General features: G+C 47.9%; 13 protein-coding genes. 6 read left to right on the top strand and 7 right to left on the bottom strand.

What is annotated here, in order from left to right; all coding sequences use genetic code 11:
- Nucleotide 1: 1 nt before the first annotated feature.
- The 7 genes from rsmG to XMM312_RS10865 all read right to left on the bottom strand — a co-directional run bounded on the left by rsmG (nt 2) and on the right by XMM312_RS10865 (nt 7,923).
- The gene (gene rsmG, locus XMM312_RS10895; RefSeq protein ID WP_173489251.1) at nt 2-628 is read right to left on the bottom strand and encodes a 16S rRNA (guanine(527)-N(7))-methyltransferase RsmG; all 627 of its coding nucleotides are present in this window, start codon (nt 626-628) and stop codon (nt 2-4) included.
- Nucleotides 628-2,517, bottom strand: coding sequence for a tRNA uridine-5-carboxymethylaminomethyl(34) synthesis enzyme MnmG (mnmG, locus tag XMM312_RS10890; RefSeq protein WP_173489250.1), 1,890 nt, complete (start codon nt 2,515-2,517; stop codon nt 628-630). Before mnmG ends, rsmG begins: the two co-directional genes overlap by 1 nt.
- A 500-nt stretch (nt 2,518-3,017) precedes the next feature.
- Entirely contained in the window at nt 3,018-4,385 is a 1,368-nt protein-coding gene (gene mnmE / locus XMM312_RS10885; RefSeq protein WP_173482164.1) for a tRNA uridine-5-carboxymethylaminomethyl(34) synthesis GTPase MnmE, read from the bottom strand.
- A gap of 78 nt (nt 4,386-4,463) precedes the next feature.
- Nucleotides 4,464-6,125, bottom strand: coding sequence for a membrane protein insertase YidC (gene yidC / locus XMM312_RS10880; RefSeq protein WP_173482165.1), 1,662 nt, complete (start codon nt 6,123-6,125; stop codon nt 4,464-4,466).
- A gap of 6 nt (nt 6,126-6,131) precedes the next feature.
- Entirely contained in the window at nt 6,132-6,518 is a 387-nt protein-coding gene (rnpA, locus tag XMM312_RS10875) for a ribonuclease P protein component (protein ID WP_173482166.1), read from the bottom strand.
- A gap of 24 nt (nt 6,519-6,542) precedes the next feature.
- The gene (rpmH, locus tag XMM312_RS10870) at nt 6,543-6,677 is read right to left on the bottom strand and encodes a 50S ribosomal protein L34 (protein ID WP_173482167.1); all 135 of its coding nucleotides are present in this window, start codon (nt 6,675-6,677) and stop codon (nt 6,543-6,545) included.
- A 169-nt stretch (nt 6,678-6,846) separates the two neighbouring features.
- Nucleotides 6,847-7,923: a TRAP transporter substrate-binding protein gene (locus XMM312_RS10865; RefSeq protein WP_173482168.1), complete on the bottom strand. Its 1,077-nt coding sequence runs from the start codon at nt 7,921-7,923 to the stop codon at nt 6,847-6,849.
- A 342-nt stretch (nt 7,924-8,265) separates the two neighbouring features.
- Here XMM312_RS10865 and XMM312_RS10860 point away from each other — a divergent pair, with 342 nt between their 5' ends.
- The 6 genes from XMM312_RS10860 (at nt 8,266) to gyrB (ending at nt 16,736) form a co-directional block, all read left to right on the top strand.
- Complete coding sequence (locus XMM312_RS10860) at nt 8,266-8,829, top strand: TRAP transporter small permease subunit (RefSeq protein ID WP_173482169.1); 564 nt, start codon at nt 8,266-8,268, stop codon at nt 8,827-8,829.
- Nucleotides 8,830-10,299, top strand: coding sequence for a TRAP transporter large permease subunit (locus XMM312_RS10855; RefSeq protein ID WP_173482170.1), 1,470 nt, complete (start codon nt 8,830-8,832; stop codon nt 10,297-10,299).
- Between the two features lie 279 nt (nt 10,300-10,578).
- Nucleotides 10,579-12,039 (top strand): chromosomal replication initiator protein DnaA, encoded by a 1,461-nt coding sequence (gene dnaA / locus XMM312_RS10850; protein ID WP_173482171.1) that lies wholly within the window; start codon nt 10,579-10,581, stop codon nt 12,037-12,039.
- 25 nt (nt 12,040-12,064) lie between these two features.
- Nucleotides 12,065-13,168 carry a DNA polymerase III subunit beta gene (gene dnaN, locus XMM312_RS10845; RefSeq protein WP_173482172.1) on the top strand — a complete coding sequence of 368 codons (1,104 nt, stop codon included), beginning with the start codon at nt 12,065-12,067 and terminating at the stop codon, nt 13,166-13,168.
- Between the two features lie 45 nt (nt 13,169-13,213).
- Nucleotides 13,214-14,320 (top strand): DNA replication/repair protein RecF, encoded by a 1,107-nt coding sequence (gene recF, locus XMM312_RS10840; protein ID WP_173483711.1) that lies wholly within the window; start codon nt 13,214-13,216, stop codon nt 14,318-14,320.
- Nucleotides 14,313-16,736, top strand: a complete 2,424-nt coding sequence (gyrB, locus tag XMM312_RS10835; RefSeq protein ID WP_173482174.1) for a DNA topoisomerase (ATP-hydrolyzing) subunit B — start codon at nt 14,313-14,315, stop codon at nt 16,734-16,736. Before recF ends, gyrB begins: the two co-directional genes overlap by 8 nt.
- Nucleotides 16,737-16,866: the final 130 nt, after the last annotated feature.

The following is a 16,866-nucleotide window of genomic DNA, read 5'->3' as shown; positions in this document are numbered from 1 at the left end:
CTTACACTCTCCCAATTTTCAACAGGTGTCGCTCTTCATCAAGACCGGGCACTTGAAGGGGGTAACTCTCGATTAAATGGTACTGATTTGGCAGATCTGCCAACTCCTGATCAGGATAACGGCCTTTCATCGCAAGAAACAGACCCTGATCGGCTAATAGCTCAGCGCTTAACGTTACCATATCTTCGATAGAAGCAAAGGCCCTAGAGGTAACTTGTTGGAAAGTACGACCGGCAAACGCCTCAACCCGACCATGAACCACCTCTAAATTCGATAGATTCAACTCAACTTTTACCTGATGCTGAAACCGAGTTTTTTTACCGTTGCTGTCCAGAGTAACAACTGGCATATCAGGATTAAGAATGGCCATAGGAATTCCAGGTAACCCAGCACCACTACCGACGTCGATAAGGTCGGTTTTTTCTACGTAGGGCGCAATCGCGACACTGTCCAAAATATGTTTTATCAGCATCTGTTTTGGATCGCGGATCGCCGTCAGATTGTAGGCTTTGTTCCATTTCTGTAACAACGCTAAGTAGGCCAATAGCTGCTCAACCTGTAATTCAGATACAGACAGGTTTAACCGAGTAAGACCTGACTCTAAATCGCTTTTTGGATTGTAATCCATTAACTCGCCGCCTTAGCTTGAAGCTGAAGTTTCTTCAAATGAACCAATAACAGCGAGATAGCCGCTGGCGTCATGCCCTGAATCCTTGAAGCCTGAGCAATAGTCACCGGGCGGACATGCTCTAGCTTAGATTTTAATTCGTTAGAGAGACCACCAACGGCATCGTAATCGAAGTCCTCAGGCAAAGAGGTGTTCTCTTGACGACGCATCTGATCAATCTCTTGCTTCTGACGATCAATGTAACCGGCGTACTTGATCGAGATCTCAATCTGCTCTTCAGCCGCCGCCTCAATCTCAACCTCAGAAGGTTTAATGGATTTGATATCGGCATAACTAAGTTCAGGACGTTTTACCAGATCAGCAAGGTTGTACTCACGTGCCAAAGGTGAACTCAACTTGGGTTCCAATGCAGCCGCTTCTGCTGACTTTGGTTGAATCCAAGTCGATGAGAGTCGTGCCATTTCACAATCAATTTGATCGCGTTTAGTCGAGAAGGCGGCCCAGCGATCATCACCAACTACACCCAGTTTGCGGCCGATCTCGGTCAAACGAATATCCGCATTATCTTCTCGCAACACCAAACGGTATTCAGCACGGGAGGTGAACATACGGTAGGGCTCTGATGTGCCATGCGTAATCAAATCATCAACCAAGACACCGATGTAGGCTTCGTCACGACGCGGATACCACTGATCCTGATCCAGTGCACGAGCAGCGGCATTCATACCGGCCAACAACCCTTGTGCGCCCGCCTCTTCGTAGCCTGTTGTGCCATTGATTTGACCGGCAAAGTAGAGACCAGAGATCACTTTGGTCTCAAGTGTGTGTTTCAAATCCTGAGGATTGAAATAATCGTATTCGATGGCATAACCCGGACGTGTGATATGAGCGTTTTCAAAACCGCGCATTGAACGGATGACCTCAAGCTGCACATCAAATGGCAAACTGGTTGAGACACCATTTGGGTAAAGCTCGTGCGTGGTTAACCCTTCCGGCTCAACGAAAACCTGGTGGGAGTCTTTGTCCGCAAAGCGGTGAATCTTATCTTCAATGGAAGGGCAGTAACGCGGTCCTATCCCTTCAATAATCCCAGAGTACATCGGCGAGCGATCAAGGTTATTTCGAATAATCTCGTGTGTCCGCTCATTGGTATGCGTGATGTAACAACTGATCTGTTCTGGTTGGTCACTCGCCTGGCCCATAAACGACATGATAGGCGTTGGTGTATCACCAGGTTGTTCTTGCATCACTGAGAAATCGACACTGCGTGCGTCAATTCGTGGCGGTGTACCCGTTTTGAGACGGTCAACGCGAAGAGGATACTCACGTAAACGCTCTGCGAGTCGTAATGAAGGCGGATCACCGGCACGACCACCCTGATAATTTTGCATACCAATGTGAATCAAACCGCCAAGGAAGGTACCTGCTGTTAAGACAACGCTGTTTGCAAAGAAACGAATGCCAGCTTGGGTCACAGCACCGCGAACTTCATCATTTTCTACGATGAGATCATCGACCGCCTGCTGAAAGATATCGAGGTTAGGTTGGTTTTCAAGAATAGAACGGATGGCTGCTTTGTAAAGAATACGATCCGCTTGTGCACGTGTGGCACGCACAGCGGGACCTTTGCGTGCATTAAGCGTTCTAAACTGAATACCGCCCTTATCGGTAGCACGAGCCATCGCACCATCCAGTGCATCAATCTCTTTAACAAGATGACTCTTACCAATACCACCGATGGCCGGGTTACATGACATTTGACCCAGTGTCTCAATATTGTGAGTCAATAGCAGGGTTTTAGCCCCTTTACGTGCTGATGCTAATGCCGCTTCAGTGCCAGCGTGACCGCCACCAATAATCAACACGTCATAACGATCTGGATAATCCACTCTCTACCTCTTAGCTGCCTTTTCAAACCTAGACAGAAATATGGCGCGGATTATACCTAGGGATTGCCATTGAAGAAATGGTTAAAAAATAGCCAACCTGCTGTTTGTAGAGTGAGAGTAGATAAATAAAAAATAAAATAAATATATAAAGAGAGTTTATTATTTTTAATATTATTTAAGTAGGCTGATTTCTGTTATTAACTGATTAAAAATCAATAAAAACAGTAGTTTGTAGAAATTATAACCCGCTTATAAAGCGCGAATAGCTTGAACATTTGTTGTGTGTGAGTTGTGTATAAGTAGGCTAGTTATACACAATTTATTTTATTCACAGTTTAATCGTCCAATTACTCGGGGTTAGGCTGACAGTTTTTCCACAATCGAAGAATTATTACCGCGTTTTGTGAGCTATTCTTTGGATAACTATTGAATATATCCACAACAGATGCTCAGCATTCGCCTTTTATCTGTGAGTAACTCTATTTTTGGATTGTGGAAAACTATTTACCGATACAGAAAGAGCCGAAAATCTTTCCAAGCAGGTCATCCGCTGAAACTTTACCGGTTATTTCACCTAACACCTGCTGTGTCTGCCTCAGATCTTCCGCCAGAAGTTCACCAGCACCTTGGGTATCTAACTGCCAAAGACCGGTGTTTAATAGCTCCTGTGCTTGTTCTAGAGCCTCCATATGGCGTCTACGCGCCATAAAAGCGCCTTCAGCATTGCCTTGATAGCCCATAATGGACTTTAGATGCTCCCGAAGCAGATCAATGCCTTGCTCATCTTTGGCTGAGAGTCTAATCAGTGTGTTTTCACCCTGTTGTTCAAGACTAGTACTCTCGTCTGTTAGGTCGATTTTATTGCGAACTAAGGTGACATGGCTCAGATCACCGTTGAGTTTTTCGACCATCTCAGGCCACAGCGTTTGTGGATCCGTTGTCTCTGAGTGGCTAGCATCCACGAGCATTAAGATACGATCAGCCGTTTTGATCTCCTGCCAAGCGCGATCAATACCGATCTGTTCGACTCGATCAGGTGCATCACGTAAGCCAGCGGTGTCGATAATGTGCAGTGGCATGCCATCAATGTGTATCTGCTCTCTCAAGACATCTCGTGTTGTCCCCTCAATGTCGGTGACAATTGCTGAATCACGCCCCGATAGCGCATTGAGCAGACTCGATTTTCCGGCATTAGGACGGCCAGCAATCACGACAGTCATACCCTCTCTCATTAAACTGCCTTGCTGCGCTTGGCTCTGAACCTGATTGAGTTGCTCAATAATGTTGACCAGATCACCACGCACTTTGCCGTCGCTTAAAAAGTCGATCTCTTCATCAGGGAAGTCGATGGCTGCTTCTACATAGATGCGCAGGTTGGTTAGCTGATCGACCAATTGATCAACTTCACGCGAAAAAGCGCCTTGCAGTGATTTTAACGCACAGCGAGCTGCCTGTTCTGAAGAGCTTTCAATCAGATCAGCAATGGCTTCAGCTTGAGTGAGATCGAGCTTATCGTTTAAAAATGCTCGTTCTGAGAATTCACCTGGTCTAGCCATGCGAGCACCTAGCTCAATGGCGCGGCGAATGATGAGATCGATGACAACGGGACCACCATGACATTGAAGTTCGGCAACATCTTCACCGGTGAAGCTATTGGGTCCAGGAAAAAGCAGGGCGATGCCTTCGTCGATCTGTTGATCAGTTTCATGAAAAGGGGTGTAGTGAGCGTAACGGGGTTTGGCTTTAAACCCGATAAATGCCTCTAAAATTTCAGCAGACTTAGGCCCTGAAAGACGAACAATCCCGACGCCCCCTTGGCCAGTGGCGGTTGCTTGTGCAACGATCGTATCTTTACTGCTGCTGATCATCTGAAGTCTTTCTCCAATCAATAAAAAGGGCTCCGAAGAGCCCTAGTGTGTCGCGTGGGGATTTAAGCTGCAAGTTGCTTATTTAGAATCACCCGCTTCGATCTGTTTGTTGATTACATACTGCTGTGCAATTGATAGGACGTTGTTCACCAACCAGTATAGAACCAGACCCGCTGGGAACCATAGGAAGAAGAAGGTGAAGACGATTGGAAGCATCTTCATGATCTTCGCCTGCATTGGATCTGGAGGCGTTGGGTTCAACAGCTGCTGAATGAACATGGTCGCACCCATCAAGATAGGCATGATGAAGTAAGGGTCCATTTGCGACAGGTCTTGGATGTAACCAATGAATGGCGCGTGACGGATCTCAACCGCTTCCATCAATACCCAGTAAAGTGCGATGAAGATCGGCATCTGAGCAACGATAGGAAGACATCCACCGAGAGGGTTGATCTTCTCTTTCGAGTAGAGCTTCATCATCTCTTGAGACATCTTCTGGCGATCATCACCGTATAGCTCTTTAAGACGAGCCATCTCTGGACCGAACTTGCGCATTTTTGCCATCGATTTGAACGCTTTAGCATTCAAGTGGAATAGGGCAGCTTTCACCAAAATCGTGACACAGATGATGGCAAGACCGTAGTTACCGACGATCGAGTAAAGCCACTTAAGAACCATGTAGATTGGTGAAGCGATGAAGAAGAGAATACCGAAGTCGATCGTAAGATCTAGGTTCGGAGCGATCTTCTCCAGCTGATCAGTATCTTTAGGACCCGCATACAGCGTTGCCGAGATCTGGCCTGTCTGGCCTGGAGCAACAACAGCAGAGGGTGCTAAGAAACCAGCAATGTAGTTACCGTTAAGCTGACGGGCCTGGTAGGTGTACTCCTGACCTGGATTAGGGATCCAAGCACTCATGAAGTAGTGCTGAATCATAGCAACCCAACCGTCTTGGCTCTTCTCGCTGTAACGGCCATCGTCGTCTATATCATCGAAGCTAACTTTGTTGTAGTTGTTCTCTTGAGTTGAGAACACTGGGCCTAAGTAAGACTGCATACCCATATCAGTAGTTTCTGAAGGGTCAGCACTACGATCACGCTTAAGTTGACCGAATAGAGTCGCTTGCCAGTTTGAGTCACTGTTGTTAGCAATCAGGTAGTCCATCGCAATGGCGTTGCTACCGCGTGTGAAGGTGAATCGCTTAGTAATGGCTACGCCGTTATCGACTAGGTTCAGATCTACAGCCAGTGTGTCGGCACTGCCCATGTCGTAGCTAGCTTCAGCGACAGAGTAGAGTGGACGCCCCTCTTTAGACGCATCTGGGCCATTAGGGCCAACTAAGCCTGATTGAGCAACATAGGTACGGTTAGCGTTCTGCTCAAGCAGAACCAAGGGATCTTCGCCTTCCAACGTCGCTTTATGATCGAGCAGTTTGACTTCAATGATGTCACCGCCACGTGGATCGATCAGAATGCCGAACTTATCAGTGGTTACACTGACCAGATCACCTGTTGCTGCAGCCAGTGTGGACGTTGCTGCACCTGCGGTTGGTAGATCAGCTTCAGCTGCTGGCGCTGCGCTTGGCAGGTCGTTACCTGCGGCTGGCTGGTACGCTGAAACTGATTCAGTTTGAGTTTGTTGTGCTGCGACGGGAGTGTTGTAATCAGCATTCCACTGGAGAACCAGCATGTATGAGATTAGACCGAGTGCGCCGAGTAGAATGACTCGCTGTATATCCATGGCGAATTAACCATTACCTTTATTTGAGGTTTGGGCTTTTAAAGCCTGCTTGTTTAAACGTTTCCAACTTTTCGCTATGAGCGCATGTAATTGCTCGTTTTCCAGCTCATCAATACCACGTCGAGATAAAACAACAATGTCGACATTAGGGAGCTGATGCTGGTTAAAACGAAAAGACTCGCGAATGATACGACGAACGCGGTTTCGATTCACGGCTCTGCGAATATTTTTTTTGGAAAAAACGAATCCGATGCGGGGATGATCAGATTGGGAGTGGCGGGCAAGAATCAGTAGATGAGTATCACTGACCTTAAAATCGGCTTTGTCGAATACCCTTTTGAAATCACCGCCAGTTAAAAGTCTTAACTGGCGAGGGTATTCGAACTCAGCCATTTGGCATTCAGCAAGTCCGCTTAATTATGCAGACAAGCTAGCGCGGCCGCGTGAACGACGACGAGCAAGCACTTTACGACCGTTTTTAGTAGCCATACGAGCACGGAAACCGTGGTTGCGCTTACGCTTTAGTACGCTTGGTTGAAATGTTCTTTTCATTGCCTTGTCCTATTACAAGTCATTTATACGTCACAGATGTTGTATGGACATCTGCCTAAAAATCGAGACGCAAAATTCTATAGAAATCGCTAAGCAGTTGCAAACCTTTTGTTTGCTATCCATAAAAAAACCAGCCCGAGAGCTGGTTTTTTATCAGCTAAACGAGCTATTAGCGCATTTTACGCTGCATGTAGCCGTCTAGAGGACCTTCTGAAACAGACATCCACTGGTTCTGGTCTTTCTGGAACGCAGCCATGCTGTCGTAGATGCGTTTGAAGTCTGGGTGTTCAGCAGAAAGCTCTTTGTAAGTTTCCTGTGCAGCTTCCCAAGCAGCATCCATTACGTCTTTCGGGAAGACCTTCATCTTAGTACCACCCGCTAGGATAGTCTTAAGTGCTTCTGGGTTCTTCGCATCGTAGAAGGCAGTTGTCTTAACGTTTGCACGCTCAGCTGCTGCTGCAACAATGTTCTGGTACTCAACTGGTAGAGCGTCGAACTTCTCTTTGTTGATGTAGACAGAAAGGTTTGGAGCCGCTTCCCACCAACCTGGAGTGTAGTAGTACTTAGCAACCTTGTTGAAGCCCATCTTCATGTCATCGAATGGACCAACCCATTCAGCTGCATCGATAGTGCCTTTCTCTAGTGATGGGAAGATATCGCCACCCGGGATAGACTGAGGCACAACGCCTAGCTTCTCGATGATCTTACCGCCCATACCACCGATACGCATCTTCAGACCCTGAAGATCGTCTAGTGATTTAACTTCTTTGTTGTACCAACCACCCATCTGTACACCCGTGTTACCTGATGGGAATGGAACGATGTTCGATTTAGCGAAAAGCTCTTTGATCATTTCGCCGCCACCACCGAAGTTGTACCAAGCTTGGAACTGACGGTAGTTAAGGCCGAAAGGAACGGTTGTATCTAGAGCGAATGCTGGGTTTTTACCGAAGTAGTAGTATGACGCTGTGTGACCTGCTTCGATCGTACCGTCTGATACTGCGTCAAAGATCTGCATAGTGCCTACGATTTCGCCCGCAGGGAATACACGAATCTTGAATTTACCGTTGGTCATCTTCTCTACTTCTTCAGCGAAGTAGACACCGCCCATGTAGAAGCCGATACCTGGAGGTACAGCCGACTGTAGGCGCCAGTTAAGTTCTGGAAGCTCAGCAGCTGAAGCTGCAGTTGCTGCTGAAACGGCTGCTGCTAGTACAGCACCTTTAAACAGATCTCTACGTTTCATGATATTTCCTTGTGTTTGCCTTTTCGGCGTTTATTGTTAGTTAGGACACAGCTAATACTAGCTATAACCAGCCACCATGCAAGAGTATTAATTATTTGCCTGAATCAACCTGCTACTTTGGTCTAACTAATCAGGTGATCTGGTAGGACCAGTTAACCCTTAAATTTCTCTTTGATGGTTCAAACATGGCCATTTAATAGGCTTTTCGATCTGAAATTAAGACTTAAGTCTATATCTATCGTTTGTTCTGGTATGACCAGTTGCAACCTCTTCTTGTACCACACTTGAAAACCGGTCACACTGCGAGGCTATAACAAATAGATCAGAGAGCGTGTTTAAGGAATGAAAGCTTTACTGAAATTCTCAGCGGGCATTGATGCAATCAATGGCTGGGTTGGCAACTACATTAAATGGTTAATTCTTGCAGCGGTATTGGTCAGTGCAGGTAACGCAACAACTCGTTATCTGTTCAGTATCGCGTCTAATGCAATGCTGGAGTTGCAGTGGTACCTGTACGCTGCTGTGTTTACGGCGGCAGCGGGCTATGTGCTTAAACTAAATGAGCACGTACGCATCGATGTGGTGAGTCAGCGCATCTCACCAAGAGCCCGCAACTGGATTGACGTTATTGGTCTGCTCTTCTGTGTGATGCCGGTCAGCCTCTACATCTGCCTACAATCCATTCCCAATCTTTTAGAGACCTATGCTAACCAAGAGGTGAGTCAAAATGCGGGTGGCCTGCTGCGTTGGCCAGTGCGTGCAATGATTCCTCTCGGTTTTGGTTTGTTATTCATTCAAGCATTCAGCGAATTGATTAAGCGCTGGGCTTTTCTAAAAGGCTATATCGAAGATCCGCTGAGTAAAGGTGGTCACGTAAACATGGACGACGAGCAGGAGACGGCGTAAATGGAATTTCTAGCGGATAACATCGCGCCGATTATGTTCGGCACTCTGATCATCTTCCTTCTATCGGGCTTCCCAGTTGCGTTTAGTTTGGCAGCTAACGGCATTCTGTTTGCGATCATTGGTCATGAGCTTGGTCTATTGGATTGGGTGCTGCTTCAGGCAATACCTGAACGTATCTACGGCATTATGCAGAACGACACTTTGCTGGCGATTCCGTTCTTCACCTTCATGGGGATTATCCTGCAACGCTCAGGCATGGCAGAGGACTTGCTTGAATCGGCAGGGCAGTTGTTTGGGCGAGTACCGGGTGGTCTTGGTTATGCTGTCATTCTTGTCGGTGCGCTCCTCGCGGCAACGACGGGTGTTGTGGCAGCATCGGTGATTTCAATGGGCCTTATCTCCTTGCCGGTTATGATGCGATACCGTTATCACTACCCGACAGCGGCGGGTCTTCTGACCAGTGCCGGCTCGCTGGCACAGATCATCCCACCTTCACTGGTGTTGATCGTACTGGCCGATGTGCTTTCACTGTCAGTTAAAGATGCTTACATGGGTGCTATGCTACCGGCGGCAATGGTTGTGAGCTTCTTACTTCTATACATGTTCGCATTGTCGATCTTCAAACCGGCGATGGTTCCACCACTGCCAGCAGAGGCGCGTACTCTTCAGGGCACCAAGCTGATGGTGTCGGTTCTGACCGCGATGCTGCCACCGATCATTTTGATCTTCTTGGTATTGGGAACCATCTTCGTTGGTTGGGCAACACCGACCGAGGGTGGGGCAATGGGTGCTGTGGGGGCTCTATTGCTCTCGATCATCCGTCGTCGTCTGACGCTGGAGGTTATCAAAGGGGCTCTGGACTCAACGGCCAAACTGTCGACCTTCGTCATGTTTATTTTGGTTGGTTCATCTATCTTTGCTCTATCCTTCCGAGCAGTAAACGGTGACCTATGGATTGAGCACCTGTTTAGCTTTATCCCTGGTGGTGAGCTTGGCTTTGTTCTATTTGTCAGCTTATTGGTATTCGTACTCGGCTTCTTTATCGACTTCTTCGAGATAGCATTCATCTTGATGCCACTAATTGGCCCGGTTGCGGCAAACATGGACATCAACATGGTGTGGTTCCTCGTCGTGGTTGGATTGAACATGTCGATGTCGTTCTTAACACCTCCCTTTGGCTTTGCACTCTTCTACCTGCGAAGTGTGGCTCCAAAGAGCGATTACAAGGATGAGATTACCGGTCGTTTGGTACATGGCATGAAGACCATGGAGATCTACCGAGGGGCTATTCCATTCATCCTGATTATGCTGACATCACTGGCGTTGATCATCATCTTCCCAGAGATAGTGACCTACAATCTTGATGCACCTTTGGATGTTGATCTGGATACGATAGAGATCACTATCGATGGTATGGGTGGTGGTGACGACCCATGGGGCGCTGACGCGTCGGACCCATGGGCTGAGTAATACTATCTACGTTGAAAAGGCTGCTTCGGCAGCCTTTTTTGTGCCTGTTTTTACGTTGATTGTCAGTTTTTTGTGAATAAGTCTGTTTATAACTTATGAAAAAGCTGTCATTTAGTTGTTAAGTTCTGGAAAAAGTCGGATATAGGTCAAAGGTTGTGAGGGCTTGTAACCTATTGATTTAAAAACCTTGCCGCTATTTATCTGAAAATTCTGTGGATAATTGCACCCATTGGGGATAAGATTCAACCATACTTCTAAAAACCCACTGGGACTCAACAAATGTTTCAAGATCTATGGCAACAATGCCTAGAAACGCTAAAAGATGAACTGCCGTCACAGCAGTACAACACTTGGGTTCGCCCATTGCGTTTGGATCTAGAGACCGAGTCGCACATTGTTCTACTGGCCCCAAACCGTTTCGTAAAGGATTGGGTCGCGGATAAGTTCGTTACCCGCTTTCAAGATGTCGTTGAACGCTTGAGTGGTGAATCTGCGCCACTTATCGAAATAAGCATAGCAGGGTCCGTTGCCTCACCCGTCACTCGTACTCGACCAGAAGTGGCTCGAGCAAAGCCAATGCGTGTTGAGGCTCAAGAGTCCCAAGCTGAATTCACGTCGACCTCTATTGTTGCCCCCTCTACTGATATTATTCAGCCTGAGCTTGAGGTTCAGCCAGAGGTGATGGAGCGAACGGTGCAGGTCGAGGGTGGTTTGCGCCATCAGACCAGTTTAAACCCCAGCTTTACGTTCGAATCCTTTGTTCAAGGTAAATCAAACCAGCTAGCCTCTGCTGCGGCTCAACAGGTGGCCGATAACCCGGGTGGTGGTTACAACCCACTCTTTATTTATGGTGGTGTCGGCTTAGGTAAAACTCACTTGATGCATGCTGTGGGTGCAGAAATGCTTAAGCGTAATCCCAACGCTAAGATTGTCTACCTGCACTCAGAGCGCTTCGTAGCCGATATGGTTAAAGCACTTCAGCTGAATGCGATTAATGACTTTAAGCGCTACTACCGCTCGGTCGATGCACTGTTGATCGATGACATTCAGTTCTTTGCCAACAAGGATCGCTCGCAAGAGGAGTTCTTCCACACCTTTAATGCGCTACTTGAAGGTGGCCAGCAGATGATCTTGACCAGTGATCGCTATCCTAAAGAGATCGGTGGCATGGAAGAGCGCTTGAAGTCTCGTTTTGGTTGGGGTCTAACCGTGGCTATTGAGCCGCCAGAACTTGAGACGCGCGTCGCTATTCTTATGAAAAAGGCGCACGAAGCGCGAATTAAGCTTCCAGATGATGCCGCCTTCTTCCTTGCACAGAAGATTCGTAGTAATGTCCGAGAGTTAGAAGGTGCTTTGAAGCGAGTTATAGCGAACGCTCACTTCACTGGTAGTCCGATCACCACGACCTTTGTCAAAGAGTCGCTGAAGGATCTACTGGCATTACAGGACAAACAGGTTAGTATTGATAACATTCAGCGAGTGGTGTCTGAGTACTATAAGATCCGTGTAGCCGATCTTCACTCAAAACGCCGCAGTCGCTCAGTCGCTCGTCCAAGACAAGTTGCTATGTCTTTGTCTAAGGAGCTTACTAACCACAGCCTACCAGAGATAGGCAACGCATTTGGCGGTCGAGATCACACCACGGTCTTGCACGCGACACGAAAAATTAAAGAGTTGCGTGACAGCAATGCTGAGATCGCAGAAGATTACAAAAACCTGCTTCGTCATTTGACGACCTAACTGACAGACTGAGATAGGAATACGCATGAGATTCGTCATCACTCGTGAGGCTTTGATTAAACCACTACAGCTTGTTGCCGGCGTGGTTGAACGCAGACAGACACTGCCTGTGCTCTCGAACATTCTGATGGTGGCTGAGGGTGATCAACTCTCACTAACCGGTACCGATCTCGAAGTCGAGTTGGTAGGGCGCGTGCAGCTTCAAGAGCCGGCACAACCAGGTTCAGTGACCGTTCCAGCACGCAAGCTGATGGATATCTGTAAATCGCTCTCTGATGACGCTCGTATCGAGATGGAGTTGAGCGGTCAGAAGATGATCATCAAGTCGGGTCGTTCTAAGTTCTCACTAACAACCTTGGCGGCGTCTGAATTCCCGAATGTTGAAGATAGCCCACAAGCCTTCGAGTTAAGCTTGCCACAGTCAGAACTGCGTCAGTTGATCGAAAAGACAGGCTTCTCTATGGCGCAACAGGATGTCCGTTATTACCTAAATGGCATGCTACTGGAAGTAAGTGAAGACTCACTTCGTTCGGTTGCGACCGATGGTCACCGTCTGGCTACTTCGGCTTCTGCAGCGGATGTGCCAGCGGGTGGTGCGCATCAGATCATCGTGCCTCGTAAAGGTATTCTTGAGCTAGCTCGATTACTCCAAGGTGGTGACTCACCGGTTACACTGGTTATTGGTGCATCACACATTCGTGCCAATGTCGGTGACTACACCTTCACGTCGAAGCTGGTTGATGGCAAGTTCCCTGACTACCAACGAGTGATCCCTAAAAACGGTGACAAGGTCGTTCTTGGTGATCGCCAAGAGCTGCGTCAGGTATTCCAGCGTATTGCGATTCTATCGAACGAGAAATATCGAGGTGTGCGTCTGACGCTCAGCGATGGCTACCTTAAAGTGACGGCAAATAACCCAGAGCAGGAAGAGGCAGAAGAGACTGTAGCTGTTGAGTACGAAGGTCCTTCGATCGATATCGGTTTCAACGTTAACTATCTGCTCGATGTACTCTCTATTCTTGGTTCCGATGTGGTTCGTTTCACCTTAGCTGATGCAAACAGCAGTGCGCTGATTCAAGGCTTCGATGATCCAAACTCAACCTACGTCATCATGCCAATGCGCATGTAATTAACGCTTCAATAGAGGCCGTCCCTAGGGCGGCCTTTTCTGTTTATGCGCATCAAGCGACTACAACTCTCTAATCTTCGATCCATTCAATCCCTGGCCTTTGATGCGTCAGCGGATATCAACATCATTCACGGTCAAAACGGCAGCGGCAAAACCAGTATTCTGGAAGGTCTTCACTTCTTGTCTGTGGCCCGCTCATTCAGAACGCACCAGAGCCGATATGTCATCTCTGAGGGCCAACAACAACTGACCTGTTTTGCGAAGATTGAGGGTGAATCTGATTCCGGTGGTCTAGGTGTTGAACGAACCCAGCAGGGCGATGTGCGTGCCCGTTTCAGAGGTGAAGAGATCGACTTAACGGCCCTTGCTGGCTTAGTCCCGATGCAGGTGATCGACTCTGAAAGTTTCACACTTTTAGACGGTTCACCGTCTGTTAGACGACAATTTATCGATTGGGGTGGATTTCACCATTCTACGGGGTTTATTTCCGTCTGGAGAGGCTTTCAAAGAGCGTTAAAACAAAGGAATTCACTGCTAAAACGTGGTAATATTGATCGGTCGTTACGCGAGGTTTGGGATAGAGAATTTATCCTTCACGCAGAACGACTTACAGAGCTTCGAAGCGCTTATGTTGATGCCCTTTTACCGCACTTTACAGGCATTGCTGAGCAGTTGGTTCGAGAGGTCGTTACGGATCTACGTTTTAGCCCGGGTTGGGACAGAGATCAGGATCTACAGACTCTGTTAAATGAGAGTTTTGAACGTGATATGCGTCAGGGATTTACCTCCCTTGGGCCACAGCGTGCTGACCTTAAATTCAAGGTTGGAAGTCGCAGTGCCGCTGAGCACTTATCACGAGGCCAGAAGAAATTGGTCGTTAGTGCACTTAAACTTGCGCAGGGTCAGCTCTACGAGGCTACCCGAGGTCACTCCTGTATCTACTTGATCGATGACCTCCCTGCTGAGTTAGATAAAGAGCACCTGGCAACGTTTTGCTCGTTCTTGAAACAGAGCAACAGCCAAAGTTTTGTAACCTGTGTTGAGCCAAGCTCAATGCTAGAGGTATGGGGCGCAACTACTGACGGTGCCCTATTGAACGTCGATTCAGGTCAGTTAACTGCAAAGCAGACATTTGGAGAGATCTATGAGTGAATCAAACCAAGATTACGATTCGTCCAGTATTAAGGTTCTTAAAGGCCTTGATGCCGTGCGCAAGCGCCCAGGGATGTATATCGGTGATACCGACGACGGTAGTGGTTTGCATCACATGGTGTTCGAGCTGGTCGACAACGGCATTGATGAGGCACTCGCAGGTTTCTGTAGTGAGGTGGGCGTAACCATCCATGCTGACGAGAGTATTACCGTCAGCGATAATGGTCGCGGCATTCCGACGGATATCCACGAAGAGGAGGGTGTCTCTGCGGCCGAGGTTATCATGACGGTCCTCCACGCCGGTGGTAAGTTCGATGACAACACCTATAAAGTCTCAGGTGGTCTTCACGGTGTTGGTGTGTCGGTGGTAAACGCCCTGTCGACTGAGCTGCGTTTGACCATTCGTCGTGCTGGTCAGGTTCACGAGCAGGTTTACAACCACGGTGTACCGGCAGAGCCTCTAAAAGTGATCGGTGAGACGGATACCAGTGGTACGATCGTGCGCTTCTGGCCTAGCCCTGAAACCTTCACCAACATCGAGTTCCAGTACGACATTCTTGCTAAACGCCTTCGTGAACTCTCATTCCTTAACTCAGGCGTTCGTATTCGTCTTAAAGATGAGCGCTCTGGCCGTGAAGAAGTCTTTGAATACGAAGGTGGTCTAGCTGCCTTTGTTGATTTCCTTAACCAGAACAAATCGCCTATTAACAGTATCTTCCACTTCAATGCGATGCATGAAAATGGTGTTGGCGTTGAGGTCTCTCTACAGTGGAATGACTCATTCCAAGAGTCGATTCACTGTTTTGCCAACAACATCCCACAGCGTGATGGTGGTACCCACTTATCGGGCTTCCGCGCCTCCTTGACGCGTGGTTTGAACAGCTACATAGATTCTGAGTCGTTAAACAAAAAAGGCAATGTCAGCACCAGTGGTGATGACAGTCGTGAAGGTCTAACGGCGATCATCTCTGTTAAAGTGCCAGATCCTAAATTCTCTTCACAGACCAAAGATAAGCTGGTTTCGTCTGAAGTTAAGACAGCAGTCGAGCAGTTGATGGCAGAGCACTTCAATAACTACTTGCTAGAGAACCCATCTGAAGCGAAAGCGGTTGTGCAGAAGATGATGGATGCGGCGCGTGCCCGTGAAGCCGCGCGTAAAGCGCGTGAGATGACGCGTCGTAAAGGTGTGTTGGATATCGCTGGTCTACCGGGTAAATTGGCAGACTGCCAAGAGAAAGATCCGGCACTCTCTGAACTCTACTTGGTGGAGGGTGACTCGGCGGGTGGTTCTGCTAAGCAGGGCCGTGATCGTCGAACTCAAGCCATCCTTCCGCTTAAAGGTAAGATTCTTAACGTTGAGAAAGCACGTTTTGACAAGATGCTGACTTCAGCTGAAGTCGGTACTCTGATTACTGCACTAGGGTGTGGTATCGGCCGAGATGAGTTCAACGTTGAAAAACTTCGTTACCACAGCATCATTATCATGACCGATGCGGACGTCGATGGATCTCACATTCGTACCCTTCTATTGACCTTCTTCTTCCGTCAAATGCCAGAGTTGATTGAGCGTGGCTACATCTACATTGCTCAGCCGCCTCTGTACAAAGTGAAGAAGGGCAAGCAAGAGCAGTACCTAAAAGATGATGAAGCGATGGATATGTACCTGCTTCAAGGTGCTTTGGAAGGTACTTCACTCTATCCTGCTGAAGATGCGCCTGCTATCACTGGTGCAGCGCTTGAGACGCTATTTGGTCGCTACCGTAAGGTGATGGCAATGATCAACCGTCTCTCGCGAATCTACCCAAGCCAGGCTTTGATGCAGTCACTCTATGTTCCGCGTTTGGCGGCCGATTCGCTGGGTGATAAAGCGACGGTAGAGGGTTGGGCTAAAGAGCTACAAGCTAAGCTAGATTCTATTGTTACGTCGGGTTCAGAAGTCTACACAGTGGATGTTGAGTACGACCAAGAGCACAGCTCTTATGTGCCGGTGGTTAATGTATTGCTTCACGGTATTACGAATGCGTTCCGTTTTGAGGCTGACTTCTTCCGCTCTAAAGATTACGACTTGATCGTTGATCTTGGGGCAGAGCTTTCTGGTCTGTTAGCGGATGGTGCTTACCTTCAGCGTGGCGAACGTCGTATGGATGTGACAGAGTTGGGCGAAGGCATTGAATGGTTGATGGGTCTTGCGCGTCGCGGCAGTAACATTCAACGCTACAAAGGATTGGGCGAGATGAACCCTGATCAGCTTTGGGAAACAACCATGGATCCTGATGCGCGCCGCATGCTTAAAGTGACGATCGAAGATGCTATCTCTGCTGATCAGTTGTTTACCACGTTGATGGGTGATGAGGTTGAGCCTCGTCGTGACTTTATCGAGTCCAACGCACTGAATGTCTCTAACCTAGATGTTTAATGTTTAGTGTTTTAGAGAAAGGGCGCCTATAGGCGCCTTTTTAATTTGTTTCACGTGAAACAAACTCCTTGTTTCTATTTCTAAGTTTCAATCTTATTTGATAAAAAGTTTCACGTGAAACATTTGAATC

This window comes from Marinobacterium sp. xm-m-312 (assembly GCF_013283295.1).
Lineage (GTDB): Bacteria > Pseudomonadota > Gammaproteobacteria > Pseudomonadales > Balneatricaceae > Marinobacterium_E.
Note: the sequence above shows the minus strand (reverse complement) of the source record. Positions and strands in the feature narration are given on the sequence as shown.

Excerpts from the sequence above, each read along its gene's own strand:
- rnpA (WP_173482166.1), bottom strand. The coding sequence starts at position 6,518 with ATGGCTGAGTTCGAATACCCTCGCCAGTTAAGACTTTTAACTGGCGGT.
- XMM312_RS10860 (WP_173482169.1), top strand. The coding sequence starts at position 8,266 with ATGAAAGCTTTACTGAAATTCTCAGCGGGCATTGATGCAATCAATGGC.
- mnmE (WP_173482164.1), bottom strand. The coding sequence starts at position 4,385 with ATGATCAGCAGCAGTAAAGATACGATCGTTGCACAAGCAACCGCCACT.
- gyrB (WP_173482174.1), top strand. The coding sequence starts at position 14,313 with ATGAGTGAATCAAACCAAGATTACGATTCGTCCAGTATTAAGGTTCTT.
- rpmH (WP_173482167.1), bottom strand. The coding sequence starts at position 6,677 with ATGAAAAGAACATTTCAACCAAGCGTACTAAAGCGTAAGCGCAACCAC.
- recF (WP_173483711.1), top strand. The coding sequence starts at position 13,214 with ATGCGCATCAAGCGACTACAACTCTCTAATCTTCGATCCATTCAATCC.
- dnaA (WP_173482171.1), top strand. The coding sequence starts at position 10,579 with ATGTTTCAAGATCTATGGCAACAATGCCTAGAAACGCTAAAAGATGAA.
- XMM312_RS10865 (WP_173482168.1), bottom strand. The coding sequence starts at position 7,923 with ATGAAACGTAGAGATCTGTTTAAAGGTGCTGTACTAGCAGCAGCCGTT.
- dnaN (WP_173482172.1), top strand. The coding sequence starts at position 12,065 with ATGAGATTCGTCATCACTCGTGAGGCTTTGATTAAACCACTACAGCTT.
- rsmG (WP_173489251.1), bottom strand. The coding sequence starts at position 628 with ATGGATTACAATCCAAAAAGCGATTTAGAGTCAGGTCTTACTCGGTTA.
- XMM312_RS10855 (WP_173482170.1), top strand. The coding sequence starts at position 8,830 with ATGGAATTTCTAGCGGATAACATCGCGCCGATTATGTTCGGCACTCTG.
- yidC (WP_173482165.1), bottom strand. The coding sequence starts at position 6,125 with ATGGATATACAGCGAGTCATTCTACTCGGCGCACTCGGTCTAATCTCA.